Annotated in this window: 20 protein-coding genes and 2 pseudogenes; 8 read left to right on the top strand and 14 right to left on the bottom strand. The window is 36.6% G+C overall.

Translation table 11 applies throughout. The features are described from left to right. The 7 genes from FNK51_RS04530 to FNK51_RS04500 all read right to left on the bottom strand — a co-directional run. Positions 1 to 423: fumarylacetoacetate hydrolase family protein (locus FNK51_RS04530; RefSeq protein ID WP_141992573.1), on the bottom strand; the 423-nt coding region annotated here is incomplete at its 3' end. Between the two features lie 507 nt (positions 424 to 930). Continuing rightward, positions 931 to 1,572, bottom strand: coding sequence for a DUF4272 domain-containing protein (locus FNK51_RS04525; protein WP_141992572.1), 642 nt, complete (start codon positions 1,570 to 1,572; stop codon positions 931 to 933). A 256-nt stretch (positions 1,573 to 1,828) separates the two neighbouring features. Further along, positions 1,829 to 2,038, bottom strand: coding sequence for a hypothetical protein (locus FNK51_RS27075; protein WP_098373854.1), 210 nt, complete (start codon positions 2,036 to 2,038; stop codon positions 1,829 to 1,831). A gap of 235 nt (positions 2,039 to 2,273) precedes the next feature. Continuing rightward, on the bottom strand, positions 2,274 to 2,918 hold the full coding sequence (locus FNK51_RS04515; RefSeq protein ID WP_141992571.1) for an HAD family hydrolase: 645 nt from the start codon (positions 2,916 to 2,918) through the stop codon (positions 2,274 to 2,276). A 146-nt stretch (positions 2,919 to 3,064) separates the two neighbouring features. Then, positions 3,065 to 3,331 carry a CPCC family cysteine-rich protein gene (locus FNK51_RS04510; protein WP_141992570.1) on the bottom strand — a complete coding sequence of 89 codons (267 nt, stop codon included), beginning with the start codon at positions 3,329 to 3,331 and terminating at the stop codon, positions 3,065 to 3,067. Between the two features lie 312 nt (positions 3,332 to 3,643). Next, positions 3,644 to 4,252 (bottom strand): undecaprenyl-diphosphatase, encoded by a 609-nt coding sequence (locus FNK51_RS04505; RefSeq protein ID WP_141992569.1) that lies wholly within the window; start codon positions 4,250 to 4,252, stop codon positions 3,644 to 3,646. Between the two features lie 182 nt (positions 4,253 to 4,434). Then, complete coding sequence (locus tag FNK51_RS04500) at positions 4,435 to 5,142, bottom strand: DNA alkylation repair protein (protein WP_141992568.1); 708 nt, start codon at positions 5,140 to 5,142, stop codon at positions 4,435 to 4,437. Between the two features lie 367 nt (positions 5,143 to 5,509). Between FNK51_RS04500 and FNK51_RS04495 the strand changes: the two genes are divergently transcribed. The 3 genes and pseudogenes from FNK51_RS04495 (at position 5,510) to FNK51_RS04485 (ending at position 7,076) form a co-directional block, all read left to right on the top strand. After that, positions 5,510 to 5,872, top strand: coding sequence for a hypothetical protein (locus FNK51_RS04495; protein WP_141992567.1), 363 nt, complete (start codon positions 5,510 to 5,512; stop codon positions 5,870 to 5,872). 274 nt (positions 5,873 to 6,146) lie between these two features. Beyond that, positions 6,147 to 6,551: pseudogene (locus tag FNK51_RS04490) on the top strand (IS1595 family transposase); the annotation flags it as partial. Positions 6,552 to 6,638: 87 nt separating this feature from the next. After that, complete coding sequence (locus FNK51_RS04485; RefSeq protein WP_088085025.1) at positions 6,639 to 7,076, top strand: VOC family protein; 438 nt, start codon at positions 6,639 to 6,641, stop codon at positions 7,074 to 7,076. Positions 7,077 to 7,330: 254 nt separating this feature from the next. Here the strand turns inward: FNK51_RS04485 and FNK51_RS04480 are convergent, their stop codons facing one another. The 3 genes from FNK51_RS04480 to FNK51_RS04470 form a co-directional block, all read right to left on the bottom strand. Beyond that, on the bottom strand, positions 7,331 to 7,555 hold the full coding sequence (locus FNK51_RS04480) for a hypothetical protein (RefSeq protein ID WP_098373243.1): 225 nt from the start codon (positions 7,553 to 7,555) through the stop codon (positions 7,331 to 7,333). Positions 7,556 to 7,650: 95 nt separating this feature from the next. Further along, positions 7,651 to 8,091: a cell wall hydrolase gene (locus FNK51_RS04475; RefSeq protein WP_141992566.1), complete on the bottom strand. Its 441-nt coding sequence runs from the start codon at positions 8,089 to 8,091 to the stop codon at positions 7,651 to 7,653. 125 nt (positions 8,092 to 8,216) lie between these two features. Then, complete coding sequence (locus FNK51_RS04470; protein ID WP_141992565.1) at positions 8,217 to 8,795, bottom strand: LysE family translocator; 579 nt, start codon at positions 8,793 to 8,795, stop codon at positions 8,217 to 8,219. Between the two features lie 132 nt (positions 8,796 to 8,927). Between FNK51_RS04470 and FNK51_RS04465 the strand changes: the two genes are divergently transcribed. The 5 genes and pseudogenes from FNK51_RS04465 to FNK51_RS04445 all read left to right on the top strand — a co-directional run bounded on the left by FNK51_RS04465 (position 8,928) and on the right by FNK51_RS04445 (position 14,174). After that, positions 8,928 to 9,839, top strand: coding sequence for a LysR family transcriptional regulator (locus FNK51_RS04465; RefSeq protein WP_141992564.1), 912 nt, complete (start codon positions 8,928 to 8,930; stop codon positions 9,837 to 9,839). Positions 9,840 to 10,112: 273 nt separating this feature from the next. Beyond that, a pseudogene (locus FNK51_RS27505) lies at positions 10,113 to 10,993 on the top strand (LysR family transcriptional regulator). Between the two features lie 17 nt (positions 10,994 to 11,010). Then, complete coding sequence (locus FNK51_RS04455) at positions 11,011 to 12,219, top strand: MFS transporter (RefSeq protein ID WP_141992563.1); 1,209 nt, start codon at positions 11,011 to 11,013, stop codon at positions 12,217 to 12,219. Positions 12,220 to 12,415: 196 nt separating this feature from the next. Continuing rightward, positions 12,416 to 13,597, top strand: a complete 1,182-nt coding sequence (locus tag FNK51_RS04450) for a YhgE/Pip domain-containing protein (RefSeq protein WP_141992562.1) — start codon at positions 12,416 to 12,418, stop codon at positions 13,595 to 13,597. A gap of 46 nt (positions 13,598 to 13,643) precedes the next feature. Next, positions 13,644 to 14,174: a PadR family transcriptional regulator gene (locus FNK51_RS04445; RefSeq protein ID WP_141992561.1), complete on the top strand. Its 531-nt coding sequence runs from the start codon at positions 13,644 to 13,646 to the stop codon at positions 14,172 to 14,174. 418 nt (positions 14,175 to 14,592) lie between these two features. On the opposite strand, the gene FNK51_RS04440 is transcribed toward FNK51_RS04445, so the two are convergent. From FNK51_RS04440 to speB, 4 genes are all read right to left on the bottom strand, one after another. Further along, a complete protein-coding gene (locus FNK51_RS04440; protein ID WP_098373250.1) occupies positions 14,593 to 15,171 on the bottom strand; it encodes a TetR/AcrR family transcriptional regulator in 579 nt (192 codons plus the stop codon). 103 nt (positions 15,172 to 15,274) lie between these two features. Continuing rightward, entirely contained in the window at positions 15,275 to 16,918 is a 1,644-nt protein-coding gene (locus FNK51_RS04435) for an amidohydrolase (RefSeq protein WP_141992560.1), read from the bottom strand. 43 nt (positions 16,919 to 16,961) lie between these two features. Beyond that, positions 16,962 to 18,329, bottom strand: a complete 1,368-nt coding sequence (locus FNK51_RS04430) for an APC family permease (RefSeq protein ID WP_141992559.1) — start codon at positions 18,327 to 18,329, stop codon at positions 16,962 to 16,964. A gap of 42 nt (positions 18,330 to 18,371) precedes the next feature. Beyond that, positions 18,372 to 19,310, bottom strand: a complete 939-nt coding sequence (gene speB / locus FNK51_RS04425) for an agmatinase (protein ID WP_098373253.1) — start codon at positions 19,308 to 19,310, stop codon at positions 18,372 to 18,374. Positions 19,311 to 19,317: the final 7 nt, after the last annotated feature.

Below are 19,317 nucleotides of genomic sequence, written 5' to 3'. Positions count from 1 at the left end.
CGCATCTTCTTCTTTGATGTTTTTTCCGCGCTTTCCAATCACCAAGGCTACTTCCCCTTCGAGCTCCACTTGGTTGGATAGCTCGTTTGGAGGAAGGATAATTTTCTCCTTGTCTGCAATAAGCGAAGATAATGGCTTTAAGAAGAGAAATGGTTCTACAAGGTTTGCCTCTCCCCCTGTTTCCTTTGCATGCCCTGCATATGTCCAGCCGAAATTAACAACTTTCGAAGGTTTTACAGGTTCCAGAATTTTTACGTCACTATATTTCAGCTCTACCCCGTCATACTTTATTTCCTTGTTGACAAGTTCAGCAAAACTGCTAGACAGTTGTAATATCATCTCATCCTCAACAATACCGTAATGTATATTGCCCTGTTGATTCTGATAGCGAACTATTTTTTGTGTTTTTTGTAGCACATGCATTATGAAAAAACTCCTTTGATGATAAAGATTACCTCAGATAAAATAAAATCCGGTTCTCCTATACTATAACATGCCTGTTCTTTTACGTGAAAAAAGAGCTCTCGTCGCAACTCCATCTTCTACTAAACCGACCTTTAGTTCAATAAGATTAAATTATTGAACTATGTATTTTATGGAACCTACAATTTATTTATAATTTTATCTGTGTATTGCCTTATATAGGCTGCAATAAATTTTCCGATTGGTAGCCCTAGTAATACATTCCCCATGAAATGTTCACTTAATTTCATTTATACAATTACAACTAATACACCCTATTACATTCAAAATCTTGGTGCTTATTGATTATCTCAAAATATGAAAACTTTTGTACTGGTAATTCGTCCCTTATCCAGCTAACCTGTCTCGTTAGTGCCATAAGAAAAAGGCTGCCTCAGCAACCTTCCTTGTTTGAAGTAAACTCTGATCATTCGCCCCTGATATGAGAGCATAAAAGTATTCGTGCTTTTATGTATCTGTACTTATTTCTTCCCATTCTTGATCCATATAATTTACTAGCCAATTAAGAGTGTAGTGTCTTTCATATACAACGCCTTCATTTAGAGATGATGGAACTTCCAAATGATTTATTTGAGCTTCTCGTACCGCCCAATGTGCTCTATAAATAAAATCAAGGCTATCTAATATATCACTGGTTGGTTTTATAGAGGATTTATCAAGCAACTCTTGTTTAGAATGAAGAAAAACCGTCTCAAAAACATATTCAGCATTACACGTATCGGCTGGAACATCTATATCGGATATTAGATTTACAGACCAAAGCAGAAGCCAAATACATTCCAGCTTCCAAGAGTACTGGATCAGCTCGTTCTGATTCAGATGTTCTTTCATTAAAAACTTTTTTTCTTCTTCTGTGAATAATTCATTTGCATTATACCTTTCAATAAATTCCTCAATTTTTTCTAGCGGAGCCTCCATCGCTTTTGCTGAGACTATCGCTAATGGAATAATTCTGTTAATGATCTCTTCCTTTGTTCTAAGAGAAACTTCTTCTTCATTTTCCGTTAAGGGTAAATGTTTATTTATTGGTACCTTTAGGGTCTTTAATATTTTTTCGGATCTTTTTTTTCTATTTTTCAAACTTCTCATTCCGCACCTCACTATTAGAAAAACTTTCCACACACCATCTTTTATTATACCATTAATCTCAACTTTCCTGAGACTTTAGTTGCATAAAAAAAGGGCTGCCTTATGACAGCCCATTTTTAAAGCTAACGCACCCGCTAGTTTTGAGAAGGAATAATTCTTCTAGACCTCCCCTTAGGAAATCCACTTCTATTACCCTATTTTAAAAAAAGTGCCAACTTCCCTTAAAGGAATCAGCACTTCGTTTATTCACTATCCGTTATCGTGCAGCTTTAGGCGGTTGGCACACGTCACATTTACGTTGTTTATTATTTTTAAACTTCGTAAACGTTTTTTCAAAATTGCTACCACATGTACATTTAAATAGTAACTTTTGAGAAAAACCGTGGTATTCCGTCGATAGCAACTTACTTTCCGAATTGTTCTCAACAAATTCTTTAATTTTGCCAATTGTCCATTGTTTATTCAATCTCTTACACCTCCATATTTTATCGCTATGCGGAGGCTTTACTTGGCATCCGTCCAAAAACAGTAATTATCGTAAGTTATTCATTATAACATGCGCTGGCACTCAATAATACAGATCGATGTATCTTCTTAAACTAACCTTCCCCATTTGTTGCAAAAAGAAAAAGCTACCTTAAGGACAGCGCTGATCTTCACCTAACGCACCTTATTGCCTTATTGCTTTTGTCATTTAATTTTTATAAAACTGTTTTCAATTCAACTAAGCTGTTAATGATGATATCTGCTTGTGCAAGCTCATTTTCTTGAGCAAAATCAAAATTACACCCTATAGCAACTAAACTATTATCTTTTGCTGCTCTAATATCTGATAATCGATCACCAATTACAGCACCTTTTTCAACATTATATTTGTTCACTATTGTATGTACTAAATCTGACTTATTTTGAGATTGTATTTGTTGTATACTAAATGTTTCCGTAACCCAATTATCTAAATGATAATATTTTACGATTGCATTTAAATATTCTATTTGCCCATTGCTTGCTATGTATATTGCACAATCATTATCTTTTAAATGGCCAAAAACTTCCTTTACATCCGGATATAAAGCACCATTACCTACATTAATATTAGTAATTAATTTCTCGTGGAATAATTCATTTGCTTGTTGTCTGATTTCGCTCGAATGTTCAGGTAATAAGGTTTCCCATACAACTGGTAAAGGTACTCCCATAATTTCTCGGTATTTTTCAATGGGCGTTTTATGCTCCCACAAACTCAAATTTCTCAAATGATCAAATGTTTCTTGAAGGGATATTTCTAAAATTTTATCTGTTTGAAATAATGTACCATCCATATCAAAAATCAATGATTGTGACATTTTCTTCCCCCTTTGCAAAAATGAAATTTAAGCAAGAACATATTAACTTGCAATATTCCGTTTTCCACACAATAACCTGCTCTGTTAAATGAGCTGCCAAGGCAACTCCTTATTGAAGCAAAGTGCCCGTTAGCTTAAAACTTTATCTAAATAAACGGTTTCCAATTAGGGTCTTTTATATCCTTCTTATTTGGCTTTCTTACAAAATCAATACATCCTTCTTCACATGCCCCAAACTTAACAAAGTTTTTTTGTGCTTGCCATAATGAAACTTCATTTGCCCCGCCTTCGTAATCAGGGTCTCGAAATTGAACACCATCATCTTCCCAAAAGCATATTTTGCAAATTGCATATGTATCGGTCGGTTCTTCATCTAATGTTTTATATCCACAGCAGGGACAAGTATATTTCATACAATCACCTCTTAGTTGTTTGTTATTCTTTTTTATAGTTAAACATAATTCTTCAACTATCCTGCCCCATTAGTTCCCTAAAAAAAAGGTTGCCGCAGCAACCCTTTGTTTAACTATCAGCCTTTTAGTTTAAAAATTGTTCAAGAAGAACATCAGAACGTTTTCTTTTGATAAAAGCATCATTTTCTGTTCTGCTCCATTTGCTTTTTGCTTCTTCCGTTCGGTTCTTTAAACTAGACTTAAAACCCACAAGTGCAAGTGAAGCAATGATTGATTTGGTCTGCTAATTTGGTAGTATATTAAGACTCTCTTTTAAAAGTCCTTTGACTTACCTTTCTTTTGTTTGGATAGGGCAGATAGGATGGATGGTTCGCCTTGATTTCCTAAAAATTTCTTAGTCAGACTTAACTTAAGAACAATTTTGTAAACGATCGTGGCTGAAACGATACTGATGATGGCTCCGACAAGAACATCTGCTGGATAATGGACACCTACCCAAATTCGCGAAATACCTACAAGTACAGCCAAAATCACCCATAAAATCCCCCAACCCCTTTTGAACAACCAGAAGGTTATACAAAATGAAAAGAATATGATCGTATGGTCGCTTGGAAAGGAATTATTGACTGCTTTTTCAACTAACCTATTAACGTTTGGCAACTCAGCAAATGGTTGATTATTCGAGTGGAATTGCCCTGCTATTTTTGCCAATAGTTCCGAGATAACTAATGTAATAAATGCACAGATTACCATGATTCTATTTTTATTTCTTCGAGAAAACAAAAACATCAGGACCGCCAATACTAAGAAAAAAATCATGTATTCAGCGATGAATACAAAGAAAGGATTTAAATCCGTGTATTGTTTACCTAGATTATTAATCATTCTAAACAATGTACTATTCATTTCGGACAAAGCCATTGAAAAATTCCTCCTGATTGTATTATCACTTTAATTATTAAGTTCCATTATGTAAATAAGATGAACTTCAATTAAACCTATAGAAAAAGGCTGCCTCAGCAACCTTTCTTATTGAAGTAAAGCACACGTTTAGTTTAAGATGGATATTTTCATGTATCCAATCATTATGCGAGGCCATTTTTTTAACATCTTACATATTTGCGTTTAAAACCAAGCCTTCCTTTATCGACTTCTTTTTGAATACTTTCGTAAGCATTTAGAAAACTGCTTTTTTTCTTGTCCCGTTTGACTTCTACTATTCCTATTGCCTTTGCAGTCTCGACTGCCTTTTCATGGAGTGGCAAATATGAAATCCCCACGGTGTATAGAAAATTATTCATAGCGGATTTCGTTCGTTCTGGCGAATCGTGAATCGTATTTTTCACAATATCAAGCATATTGGAAATCTTGCTTTCTGAAAATTCAACGTCAAGCCGATTCCCTAAAAGCCAGCAGTAGCAACTCCAGCCCGCTGACATTCTCAGCTCTTCACCGCTTGCGATCCATTTATCAGCAACTTCTTGTGCAATATCCGACTCTGCTAAAGTTACGGCCACTACAAAATCGGACAGCATATAAAAATACGCAGCATCGATCCAACGATCATAATCCGACTCAGTCATGGCTTTTGGATCTGCAATAATGCCTGCAAAGTACATTGCATCGTAGTTCCCCGTGGAATAAAGCTCTTCAGCTAAACGGTGACTTATTTTTATTTTCTTTGCAATTGGTTTCATAGCGCCTGTAGCCACGCCAAAAAGCGGCTCATGCGCACCATTGGATATGTACATTTTTTTAGTTCGTTCCTTGCCAAGGGCTTCAAGTTCCTGCATAACCATCTCTAAATTCATCGCTTAGCACTTCCTTCTTTTCGGAGTTTTCCCCCTAATATTTTGCCCATCAAATATATCACCATTATCCTATACTATAACAAACTACCATTTGTCAGCAAAACTACCGTCTAAGTACATGAGTGTTACGCAGGTTTAAATCGGTCATCATTTAGGCCTCTTTTCTAATTATGTAATATTACCATCTAATAACCTTCCAGTTTAAGTACAATTCTTCACGATGCCTGTTCTATCTTCAAAAGCGATAATCATCACTTCCTGGCTACAGGAAAGCACGACCACTGTAAGGATGTTTAAAAAATTGGCATTGCACAATAATATAAGCAACGTATGTCTGTCTTTATTCCACCAAAGGAGGAGTATCCATTTGAAGATTTCTTCAATATCATTCAAAGAACCTCCAGTTTCCCACGAATTCCCTCCCCTCTATGAAGGTTTAGGGCTGCCTGAGGTATCTTCATTCATTCAGCAACGATTTGAATTTGCATATACCTTGGGGGAAGTGGAAAGAATCGGGCTTGGCAGCATTCGCTTTTATAAACGGCTGGGGGATTTCGAAGTACATATATCTGATAAGTTGCCAGGAGTAGGACCAATAAAGCTTCGGGTATTAAAGGGCTTGTTACTGGAGGAAGCCAAAACAGCTTTTATCGAAAATATTGAATCCGAACCAGAAAAACGGAAGGTGTACTACGCCGAATTTCGTCGCACTGGGAAAGACGCTGAATAAATGTGCTGTTCCACAAACTGGCGTCTGTTTGTGGAAGATTATTGTTGTCTTGTTGAATTTGTTTTAATAAAAGAGTTCATAATTAACTAGTTACTGTTTTAAATTAGGCTGTATTAAAAGTAAATGTTGATAATTGAAACCTCCCTGATTCCCTTATATAATTAATATAGGAACAAGTATTCGGGGAGGTTATAAGGATGGACAAGGCGTTTAGCAATTAATTAAATCACATTGATAAATTAACCCTTACAAAAAAAAACAAGTCTATCAATGGGTAAAACGTTATGTTGATCCTTCTTCCTCTGTCGGTGGACGTTTAATCAATGAAATGAGGGAGACTCGCTTTGTAACAGATGCTTGGAGAGCCTATAAAACGTATGCAAAAGAAAAAGGCATTGAGCATTACAGAATTAAATCAAACGATGGTAAACACGTTATTAAGGGCTTATATCATATTCAAAACGTTAATGGTCTCCATTCCCGATTGAAACAATTCATAAACCGATTTAAAGGTGTCGCAACGAAGTACCTTGATAACTACCTAGCCTGGTTTTTGTTTGTCGATAGCCGCAGTAACGAAAACACAAAGCACAATATTAAAGATTTTCAATTATCATCATTTGTCTTTGAAATGACAGATACTTACGATAGTTTACGCTTATCAAAATTCGCTGTATAGTGCTGATTTAACAATCGTGACAGGAATTTGCAATAAGTTTGTTGAATAATTCTGCAATGAGCACTTGATCTCAAGGAGGTATGAGATATGAAGATCAATAGAATAGATCATGTGAGTATAAACGTAAATGATCTTTCAGAGGCTAAAGCGTTTTTTCTTGATTTAGGACTTGAAGTGCAAGCGGAATGGGAATTGGATGGAGAACAGTTGGACCGAATAGTTGGGCTTAATGATGTTAAAACGGCATGTGTAGGATTGGGGATGCCAGATGGTCAGGCATGGATAGAGCTAGTCAAATTTTATACGCCGTCAGATGAAAAAGATATTCAGCAACCTTTTGCAAATACGCTGGGTATCCGACATATTTGCTTTGCTGTTGAAGATATTGAAGCTATTGTTGCAAAATTGAAAAAGAAGGGCACGGAAATCTTTAGTGAAATACAGCAATATGAAGAAAGTTATAAGTTATGCTACGTTCGTGGTCCAGAGGGAATTATTTTAGAGTTGGCGGAGAAAATCAAATAAACAGACGATATGCTGACATATATATAGAAGCACTTTCGCTTAACTAAACACACTGATATTTCAGACTGGATGGCTGTCTTTTTTATGGGCAGTCGTTCTTTCCTCTTGTTGGACAAACGGGGGCATTAGCTAAAAAAAAAAATGGGGAGCCTTGACAAATGAAGGTTCCCCTAATTTATTATATAAAAAATCAACATTTAAATTTAACAGAGCCTTAAATTAAAAAAGGCTGCCGCAGCAACCTCCAATCCGTTTTATTTATCATTATCTAAATCATCATCAAGAAAAGACCTTTTATCTGCTTTAACTCCATACTTTTTTTCAAGAAATTGACCAATAATTGAACTATTAATTCCTTTTCTTACTGCTGTTTCAATAACTATATAGAGAATGAATAACCCAACAACAAAAAATATAATATCCTTCACTAAAAATCCCCCAAACAACGCGCCATTATTTTCCTTTACTTTACCATACAATCCACAATTCCTTGTTGAAGTACCCGTTTGTTGCATAAAAAAAGGAGCTGCCGATCAGCTCCTTGAAATGAAATAATAGTCCGCCTCCAGACAGCCTAACCGGTATAAACACTTTCACATGTTCCAGGTTTGGGTTCATAATAACAATGATTTTTAAATTGACCAGCAAAAGGTTGGTCGTACCATGTTGGCGGGCATGGAGCATATGGATTAAAATACCAAAGGGCATATTTCCCTGGGTGTTCTCTCCAATAATCCAAATTCTGTTTTGCTAATCTTTTTTCAGCAGATCTTGCTCTTTGATAAAATACATTACCTTTTTGAACTGCTTCAAAAGAATAATTTCCTCCTTGTACTTGATAAATGACCTGTGGAATTGTTCTTAAATCTATAAAGTCTATACAATTCGCTTTAAGACGATTAACAATTACATTTCCAACATATAACATCCCTTGTTTTCCTTCACCTTCGGCCTCTGCTCTCATCATCCTTGCCATTAAGTCGACGTCTGAGCTCCGGTAACTTACTCTTGCCATTTTTTCACCCCAAAAATATCGTATGAAAAAAAGCCAGCATTAATGCCATGGTTCATAAAATAAGAATGCTTAGCTTTTTATAGTTTTCCGTTTTTAAGCAAGACGAAAACTTAAGAACAGCTTAATCACACAAAAATTGTACCGGCGGAGTAAATCAATAACAAACACATAATTAACCGAAATGGCTTGTCATGTTTAGCGAAAAAATCTTTGAACAGCGAGCCGAATCCTGACCACAGAAGCAATGCCATCCATCCCAGAAAAATAGTTATCGCTAAATAGATAACAATGAATTTAAGCGACTCATTAAACGGCAAAATAAACGCACTCAACACGGTTAAATAAAACAATATGCTTTTGACATTGATAATTTGAAGAATGAAACCAGATAAAAAAGAAGACTGCACATCTCTGGATTCCTTCTTTGAACCTTTGGGCATGCCAATCTGCCAAGCTAAGTAAAGCAGATACGCTGCACCGGCTATTTTAAAATATGGCTCTACAATAGGGATCCAATTGTAGAGGCTTGCTGTAAATACTCCGCTCATGATCCCTAATGCTGCAAATCCTGCCAAGATGCCGCCAGTGAACCGCCAAGACCCCAAAAAGCCAAATCTCCTTGCTTCATTCATCAATAAGATGTTACTTGGACCAGGCGTAATCGATGTGATAATCACATACGATAGAAATGCTATTATACTCATAATCTCACCTTCATTTACTATTTCCTAACGAACAGTCTTTATTGTAAGATGTCTATATCTATAAATAAAATTGAAATTAAAAAATTCATTATCATTTTTTTCGATACATCATCCAACTTAAGGAGAAACGATATGGAAATTAGACACCTTATAACGTTTCAGACGATTGTAGAAATAGGAAGTTATACAAGGGCTGCTTCGAAGTTGGGATATACTCAATCCACGATAACTTCACATATACAAGCGCTTGAGCATGAGATTGGGGGGGAACTTTTCACTTATGCAAATAGAAATTTGCAGCTTACTGCCCTAGGCAGAGACTTGATGCCTTTAGCGGAAGATTTACTTTCCACCCACGAACAGATCAAGAATATGCACTGCACCAACGAAGTTAAGGGTATTTTAAAAGTGGCGGCACCAGAGTCTTTAACAATCTCCAGGTTAGGTCCAATAATAAGGGATTATTCCTTGAAATATCCTGATGTCAAAATCATATTAACCAACGGTACATGTGGCCAAAACCAAATCGACTTAATAAGCGGGCGGGTAGATGTCGCTTTAATGGTTTATCCGGAAATAAATCCTGAAAAATGCATTCATTATTCCTTGATTGAGGAAAGAATAGTTCTTGTGTGCAGTCCTGATGGTCCTGATTCTTTTGATGAATATAAAAAAGGCGGCACCAACACCAACCATTTTTTCATCACAAATGAAGAAGGCTGCAGTTATCGGACCATGTTTGAAAGGTATCTATTAAAGCATGAAATGGATAACTTTCAAACCATGGAGTTATGGAGTATAGAAGCGATCAAACAGATTGTCATGAGCGGACTTGGGTTTTCTGTTTTGCCTTATATTACAGTGAAAGAAGAAGTAGAGAGCGGCAAGCTTAAAATCCTTGGTCATTCTGAAAATCTCGATCCCATTTATTCCTATATGCTGATAAAAAAGAAAAAATGGCTTTCTCCAGCAGTAGAGGCTTTTGTTGAAGTTGTTTTAAACTCGTTTAGTAACACCGAGAAAATGAATGTCTTAATTAAATAAAATCATGGTCATATATGCTAGCCAGAGAAAGATTTTTTGGGCGGACAAGGTTGCCGAAGGAATCCACATGACAAACATTCTCCCTTTAAATGGACAGTAAAAAAGAGAACTTGATGTTCTCTATAGTCTATTTGAGGGATTTTTTATGACCAAAAAGGGGCAAACCTTCTATTAATACCTTTTAGGTATCATTTTCATGCATATTAACAATTAGAAGTTATGAGTGAAGGAGCATAGTATTAAAGAGAAATAAAAAACAAGTGAGGTAATTTAATGGATTGGCATCAAATCAATTATTTTCAAAAAGTTGCAAGTGTCCAACATATCACTCGTGCAGCAGAACAATTATCCATATCCCAGCCTGCGCTTAGTCGGTCCATTTCAAAGCTTGAAGACGAATTAGGTGTACAGCTTTTTGATAGAAAAGGCAGGAATATATATTTGAATCGATATGGAAAGATGTTCTTAAACCGTGTTGAGCAATCAATTAAACAAATTGAAATTGGAAACAGGAAATATGGGATGAAATTCACCCCGAACATGGCACGATTTCCTTGTCCTTTTTGCCTTCTCTTGGGATACATGTGGTTCCCGACATAATAAGTTCATTTCAAAAAATACATCCCAATATCAAGTTTCAATTAACTCAAGCCTCGAATCGGCAAATTATAGAGCAATTAAAATCAAGAAAGGTCGATCTGGCTCTTACCTCACTGCTCCATGAGGATAAAGAGGTGAACTGTCAGCCACTCTTAACCGAAGAGTTATTTTTGGCCGTATCTTTCGATCATCACTTAGCATCTTGGAATGCTCTTGACTTAAATATGGTTAAAGATGAACCATTCATCTCTTTTAAAAATGATAATGTACTTCAGACCATTATTAATGATTTATGCAAAAAAGCCGGCTTTTCGCCGGATGTTGTGTTTGAAGGCGATGATATTGGGACGGTATCCGGGTTAGTCGGTGCAAAATTAGGCGTTTCTTTAATACCTGAATTACATGTTTTGGACAGAAGCAAAGTGAAGCTTATACGTATCAGCAACCCAGTCTGCAAAAGGGAAATTGGAATGGCTTGGTTACAAGACGCCTACTTGTCGCCTGTTGTTGGGAGATTCATTCAGTATATAAATTGCTTTTTCAAAAACGATTAAAGGGGCAGCCATAAAAAATGACTTACATGAAGCGTGGAACAAAGGAATTTAAAAAGGTAAACTTTGCTTTATTTGCAGGTGGATTCTGTACCTTTGCCATACTTTGGGGAACACAGCCCCTCCTTCCTGAAATCGCAAAGGAATTTCAAATATCACCGGCGGTTTCAAGTTTGAGTCAAACATCCACAACGATTGCATTGGCCATTAGCCTATTGATCGCTGGTACATTATCAGAGATTTATGGGCGGAAGCGAGTTATGACCATATCTTTGGTAGCATCATCCATGCTTGCCGTATTAACAGGGTTCATGCCGAATCTTGATTTGCTGATTACTTGCAGAATATTACTGGGCATAACGTTAGCAGGGCTTCCAGCGGTGGCGATGGCATATTTAGGAGAAGAAATCGACCCTAAAAGTTTAGGAATGGCCATTGGTTTATATATAAGCGGAAATTCATTTGGAGGAATGGCAGGGCGGATTATTAGCGGGATATTGACTGATTATTTTGGTTGGCGCACCGCATTAACCGGGATTGGCATCGTTAGTTTGGCTGCGACTTTTATTTTTTGGTCATTCCTCCCTCAATCAACCAATTTTAAAGTGCAAACCTTTAAAGTAAAACAATTTGGAATTGGCTTGTTCAGCCATTTTAAAACACCCGGTCTCATTCATCTTTTTCTGATTGGTTTTTTATTGTCCGCTGGCTTTGTTTCTTTATATAACTACATTGGGTTTCAGCTCATTAACCCGCCCTATTCACTTAGTCAAACCTTAGTTGGATTTATCTTCATCGTCTATATTGTTGGTACATTCAGTTCAACATGGATGGGAATGTTAGCAGATCAATACGGTAAAAACAGGATGTTACAGTTATCCATCATTATTTTATTGTTGGGGGTTTGCATCACATTGAACCTCAATCTATGGATAAAAATTTTTGGAATTGCACTCTTTACTTTCGGTTTTTTCGCCAGCCATTCTATAGCTAGCAGCTGGGTAGGGAGATTGGCCGCTCAAAATAAAGCTCAAGCAGCCTCATTATATTTATTTTCCTATTATTTTGGGGGAAGTATTGTAGGAACGGCAAGCGGTACATTTTATAGTAATTTTGGGTGGATTGGCATTGTCATCATGATCGCTGTTCTTTCAACAATTTCTCTCTTGATTTCAATTCGTTTAGGAACGATATCTTCACGAACAATAAAGTTTTTGAAAGTTCAATAAAGCAATTTAAAGAATGTAATAGTTACTCCCAACAATGAGAAGATTTTTGTTGGGAGTTTTTTTGTATACATAAAATTTTTCAATTGACTTTTTGAAAAAAATGAAATAAAATTCAAAGTACTTCATTTAAACTACTCTAATTAGAGTAGTTTAAATGAAGTAATATACTATTAAATCAAAAGGATGGATTCAACATATGAAATTTACTGCATTCATAAAAACAAGAGGTGCATCTGCGGCAATCTTTATGGGGATATTCTATGCAATTGCCATGCTAGGCATCTTTTTGCCTGGGTATACAGCCATTCCAGGAAATGTCGATAAATTACCTATCGCCATCATCAATGATGATGCCGGGGAAAATGGTGCGATGATTGCCGATCAGTTAAAAGAAAATTTACCCTTTAAAGAAATCAAGACGGATATAACCAATAAACAAGCCTTAAAAGATTTAGAGAAAAATGACTTAGCATTAGTCGTACACATCCCGAAAACCTTCTCTGCGAATATGCAAAAAGGTGAAGCGTCATCAAGCATTGACTTTACAATCAATGAGGCAGGGGCAACAGCCGTTTCTTCTACCATGAATTCTGTCGTAACTGAAATTAACAATCAGTTAAGCACACAATTCTCACAACAAACGGCCAAAGGCGTATTGATGAACTTTAATGTACCTGAAAAGCAAGCCGCTGAATTAGCGGAAAAGATTGAGAAATCCTATGTAGGAAATGTGGTTACAATCAATGAAATACCAGATGGCATGAATAACAATATGCTGCCTATGTTCTTGACAATGGCCGGTTATGTCGGGGCGATGATCGGGGCGATGCAAATAGTGGGTGCATTTAGAGCCAGCCGTGGAAAAGCTAGTAAAACACGTTTATTCATTTATGTGCAATTAACTGCGTTATTGATTGCAGTGGTTTCATCACTCATCGCTATAGGTGTAGCGTATTTAATTGACAAGCCAAGCGGTGACCTATTCTTCGGTATAGTAGGTCAACAAATTTTAAACTATATGGTATGTTTTAATTTCACCGCGATTTTAATCTTCTTATTGGGTGAAGGCGGCATGATTTTAAACTTACCGATCTTATTAATGCAAACAATCGCAAATGGTGCCACCATCTCACGTGATATGATGCATTTACCATATGAATGGATGAGCCACATTTCCCCGATGTATTACTCGGTGCAAGCGTACTTTGCAAACCTATATGGAAGCATCAGTCCAAGTCCGTATATTTGGTCAATGGCTGCGGTTGGCGCCGTTGCGATGGTAATTAACATGGCTATTGTCGCGTTTATACAAAAACCGATGCCAGGACAGGTTTCTGAAACAGAAGTTGAAAAGAAAGCGGCTGAAATCACAGCTTAAGTTTTGCTACAATAAGGAGATAATACTTCTTAAAGGAGCGTAGAAAATGTCCATCCAAATTTTTATATTGAGCAAGCTGATGGAGGATAAAAACTATCCTTATAAATTAAAAAAACAGCTTTCAGAACCCATTCCATTGGATCGCCTAGGCGGGTTAACTGAAAGTAAACTGTACTACCATTTCGAATCATTGGTAAAACAAGGTTTAGTCGAACCAGTTGAAGTGATAAAAGAAGAACATCGGCCTGATAAACAAGTATTTGCGATTACGGATAAGGGTCGCGAAGAACTCCCCAAAAAAATCTATAAATTATTTGAAAGTGCGGATGAAATCAAGGATATGATTGTTTGTTTAGCCAACATCAAATATGTAGATCGGGACAAAGTAGTAGATATATTAGAAAAAAAAGTAAAGTCCATCAAGGCTATTTGGGAGCAGCTTGGGAATTTCGAGCCAGAACCTAAAGGCAACGAGAATATTCGTGAATTTTTGGCTGGTTATTTTTCGACCAGAACAGATCACACAATATATTGGTTTGAAGAGTTAATCAAAAGGATCAAGTCAAAGGAATTGTAAGTTTACTTTTGGCAGGCGTTTCAAACTTAGATTAAAACAAGATTTACGTTTAGATAGCGGTACTACGCCGAATGTAGCGAAATTAGCCCAATCGCATAACCAAAAATAAAAGCTATGTGAAAACACATAGCTTTTATTATTCATTTTTTCCAGTTTGTAGACAAAAGGAGTTTCATCTGAATTTTAAAACAAAGTTGATTGGAACGTAAGGTACGAGACTCCTGCGGGAAATGCGTGTCCAGGGGAGACCCCGCAGGCGCCATAGGCGCCGAGGAGGCTCCCGGACCACCCGCGGAAAGCGAGTGCCTGGAGTGGAAATCAACGACAATCATTGTATAAACCCTTACATACTTAATCGGAATGAGCAAGTAAAGTATGCCAATTTGATAGTTCTTAGAGTATGAGCTGTATTAACGTATCATCCGCTCAGTCCATACCAAAAATTTTCCCATATATTCTGAATTCTTGGTTCCATGTTCTCTTTTCCATAATAAGAAAATTCCATGAATACCCCATCAATCAAACAGAGATAGGACATGATTAAGTTCTCGATTTTCACTTGGCGTATTTCTTTTTTGTCAATTCCCTCTAAAAAGATATCATGTAAGAGAGAAGAAAATGATTTTTCAGATCTAAGGAATTTATCATTTAATATGTGCTTCAAATGTTCCGGCGGAAAGATCATCGCTCTCTTTAAAAAAGTTGCTTTATCTTCATGGTTTTTATAATAGTTACAAGTATCAAGAAGGATGTGCTTTAACTTTTCTTCAGAAGAGAGTGTATTTATTTCTTCGACAAATTGTTCGACCTGATGTATATGCTCTTCGAGAATTTCTTCAAAAAGACACAAGAAAAGGTCATCCTTACTCTTGAAATGGTTATAGATTGAGGGTTTTTGTATACCTACCCTCTTGGCAATTTCTGATAAAGCGGTTCCCTCGTATCCGTACTTAGTAAAAAGAGTTAAGGAAATGTTTTTAATTTCATTTTTTGTCATAATGAGCCCCCAAACTATCTAACGTTAGTTAATATCATTATAAACTCATTTCCTTTTTTAAACTAAATATTTGATACCTCTGTTTCTCTAAAAGATAAGAGAATTAGAATATGCTGGATAAAGAGGATTCTTCGCTTTTATACACAACTTTCCCATCGTTTATTGTAAGTTCCACTTTCGTTTTGAGCACTTCATTTTCAGGAATATCAAAAATATTTCTATCTAAAACCACAAGATCAGCAAGTTTTCCCGCTTCTATTGTACCTAGCTCGTGCTCTCTAAAACATCCATAGGCTGAGCCATATGTATATGCTTGCAATGCCTCTGCCAAAGTAAGCTTTTGTTCACGATGCCATGTGCTTTTTGGATCTCCACTACTATCAACTCTTGTAATTGCCGTATATATTTGGCGCATTGGATTTAATGAGATAGAAACCGGAAAATCTGTTCCTAAAGCTAAGGATGCACCTGAATTTAATAGCGACTTCGTCAGGAAAACATTTTTTTCCCTTTCAGGACCTATAATTGAAGAATATACCTCTCTTGATGAAGCAGCCATGTGATCAGGTTGCATGGAGGCAATGACTCCTAGTTTTGAAAAACGTTCAATGTCATCCGGATCGATTACTTCAATATGTTCGATTGTATGCCTTGAGTCACTTTTTCCATTTTTACGTACAGCTTCTTCAAAAGCGTCTAAAGCTAAACGAATTGCCCCATCTCCAATAGCGTGAAACCTGATTCTGAATCCAAGTTCATCTGCTTTAACAACTCGATCAATCAATACTTCTGGATCTAGAGCTGGATGACCACAGATATCCAATTGATCGGAGTAAGGTTTGAGGAAGTAAGCTGTATGACCTGTGACTGTTCCATCAACAAACTGCTTTAATCCTGAGAATTGAAGTTTCTTTGATTCATATTTATTTCTCAGTATTTGAGCTTTCTCCAAATTGCCATCCAATTCAGGAGTGATATGAAATCTAGTCGTTAATTCTCCTTGCTTATCCAATTTTTCATAAAGGTCATAGTCTTGAATGAAGTCATCTATCGGCGCATACAAATCGTTTACAGAAGTTATTCCATATTGGGATAACAATTGTAAAAACTTTTTTAAAATCGTTTCTTTTTTATTTTGTGTTAACCGTAATGCCTCTTTTAAAACGATTTGTTGAGCATCTTCATAGAAAATTCCCGTAAGTAAACCATCTTTATCTCTTTCATACCGACCAAAATCCGGATCACGTATATCCTCAGTAACTCCTGCTAAATCCATGGCTTTACTGTTTACCCATGTATAATGACCTTCAGCATGAAAAAGAACGACAGGACGATCTGGAATAACAGCGTCGAGTATTTTATAATGGGGCTCTTGTTTATCATGCCAATAACCTGCGTCCCATTGCATACCTATAATCCATTCATCCTCAGAACAACCTTTAGAAAATTCCAGTACTTTTGCAGCTGCATCTTGGGCTGACCTGGCATCAAACAAATTAATGCTATTTAAACTTAGTGCACTAAACATAATGTGCAGATGAAAATCATGAAATCCAGGCATAATTAATTGATTTCCATAGTTAAATACTTTTGTCGTACTTCCTATGAAAGGTTCAATCTCCGCTTTTGATCCTACACTCATGATTTTGTCACCTAAGATAGCAATTGCACCAGACGTTGGCTCATGTGTAAGCCCCGTGAAAATAGCATCACTAGAAAGAACAATATCTGCTTTTTTAATAGCCATAGTAGTTACCTCTTTTCATTCAAAATAATAAAACAGTAATGGATCATTGCACTAGCTTTACATCGAATTCTTCTTTTTGCTCTTCAAAATTCAGTTCAGGTGGACGTTCCTTAAACATTTTTGTTAAGTACAATAAGTAAATGAACCCTACTGACATCCAAGTAATCCCTAATACTAAAGAATGGATATCTAACTTTGTCATAAACAATATGGTTATACCGGTGCCTATTAAGGGAAGAAGTAAATATAAAATGATGCTTTTAGGAGATCTCTGCTTCTGTCTCACAAAATAATGGATGAGCACAGAAAGATTAACGAATGTAAAAGCAAACAGGGCTCCAAAGTTAATGAAAGAAGTAGCTGTTGCTATATCCAAAAAAACAGCACTCATGGCTACACAAGCAATGATCAAGATATTGAATATGGGCGTTTGATATTTTGGGGAAACATACCCGAAAATCCTCTTAGGCAGAACCCTATCTCTCCCCATTGCATATAAAATCCTTGCTCCGCTTCCTCCTGAGGCAATAGCAGAAGCAGTAGCAGATGTCACTACCACGGAAATAAACAAACTATTCAGTAAATTCCCTCCGGTATAAATCATGATATCCACTATAGCTGTATCAGGGTTCTTAAAAGCATTAAAATTCGGGAAAATCGATTGTGCAAAATAGGTAGATGCAACAAATAATAACCCTCCAATTAATGTCGTAGCATAAATGGCCTTAGGAAGTGTTTTTTTGGGATTTTTGGTTTCTTCAGCTAATGTTGTAACCGCATCAAACCCAAGAAAACTAAAACATAATAGCGGTACAATTGAGAGTAGATGATTAAAATTCACGTCAGGACTAAAAAAAGGATCCTTAGAAAACAACTCCCCGGTACCTTTTCCTGCTAAAAGTCCATTTATGCAAAGCAGGCTGAAAATAATGATAAAAAGAAATTGAAATATTACCAAAAAGGTATTCACATTTGCAGCAACCTTAATACCAAAAATATTAATGGTTGTCACAGCAATAATAAAAGAAATAATAACTGCAATGATAGGAACACCAGGGAAGTAAGCATTCACCATAATCCCAAAAAGTAAAGCACTGATCATAGGACTGAAAAGATAATCCAATAAAATGACCCATCCTACCAGAAAACCAAGGTGTGAATTAATTCCTTTCTGCACAAAGGTATAAGCTGAACCGGTAGTGGGAAATACCTGAACCATTTTTGCGTAACTGTATGAAGTGAATAGCATAACGATTAAAGCAATTATGTATGCCGTCGGAACCATTCCATGGGTACGATCAATAGCGATACCATATGTGCTAAAGACTGTCACAGGCGCCATAAAGGAAAGTCCAAATACAATTACATATCTTGTATTAAGTGAACGCTTAAGCTCGGGTAATCCTTTCATCGCAAAGAGCTACCTCCTTTATTAAATAGTTGAAGTGAATTATCAATTATCTTCTTTCGCACTTAATGCAGCGAGGCTGGCAAATTCATGTACAAGTGTTGCTGCTAAAAGTGAAGTGATTTGACTTGGATCATATGAAGGCAGCACTTCAACCATATCATATCCTATAAAGTTAAATTCAGTTAGGGAACGTATCATTTTTAGTGTTTCAAAGCTGCTAAAACCACCTGCTTCAGGCGTACCTGTTCCTGGAGCAAAAGAAGGATCGACGAAATCTATATCAAATGTTAAGAAACAAGGTGTGTTGCCAATAGTTTTTCTGATCTCTTTCAAAACATCTTCAAATCCTCGATTGGAAAGTTCACCAGTTGTAATCAAACGATAACCTAAATCAAGGCTTGCCTGTAAATCTCCAGAGTGGTTTAACGTGCCTCGGATTCCTATTTGAAATACTTTATCCGTCTGCAGCAAACCTTCTTCGTGTGCACGAATAAAAGGAGATCCATGCCAATATTTTTCCTCGTAATATGTATCCCAAGTATCTGTATGGGAATCAAAATGAATCATGGCTACAGGGCCATATACCTTTGCCGCCGCGCGTAAACTAGCTAAAGTGACAGAATGATCTCCCCCTAATCCAATAGGTATGACTCCTTTAGACATCAATTCATACATGGATTCCTTCATTAAATCATAACTCCGATGAATATTATGAGGAATAACAGGGATATCACCAATATCAATTGCATTCATTTGTTCAAAAGGATATACCTCATGAACAGGATGATAAGGAAACAGGGTCATGGATGCTTGGCGAATGGCTTGAGGAGCAAACCTGGCTCCCACCCGAAAAGAAGCTGCTGTATCAAAAGGCATACCTACAATTGCCAGCTTTGCATCATGCTTTTGGGAAGGTAAACGCATAAAAGTTCCTGTTGTACAAAACTCTGGCTTTACATCTGGTGTAAGTGGATATTTCATAAGTATC

The organism is Bacillus sp. B4EP4a (assembly GCF_006680105.1).
GTDB classification, from domain to species: Bacteria; Bacillota; Bacilli; order Bacillales; family DSM-1321; genus Peribacillus; species Peribacillus simplex_E.
The sequence above is the reverse complement of the archived record's forward strand: the minus strand, read 5'-3'. Positions and strand labels throughout refer to the sequence as shown.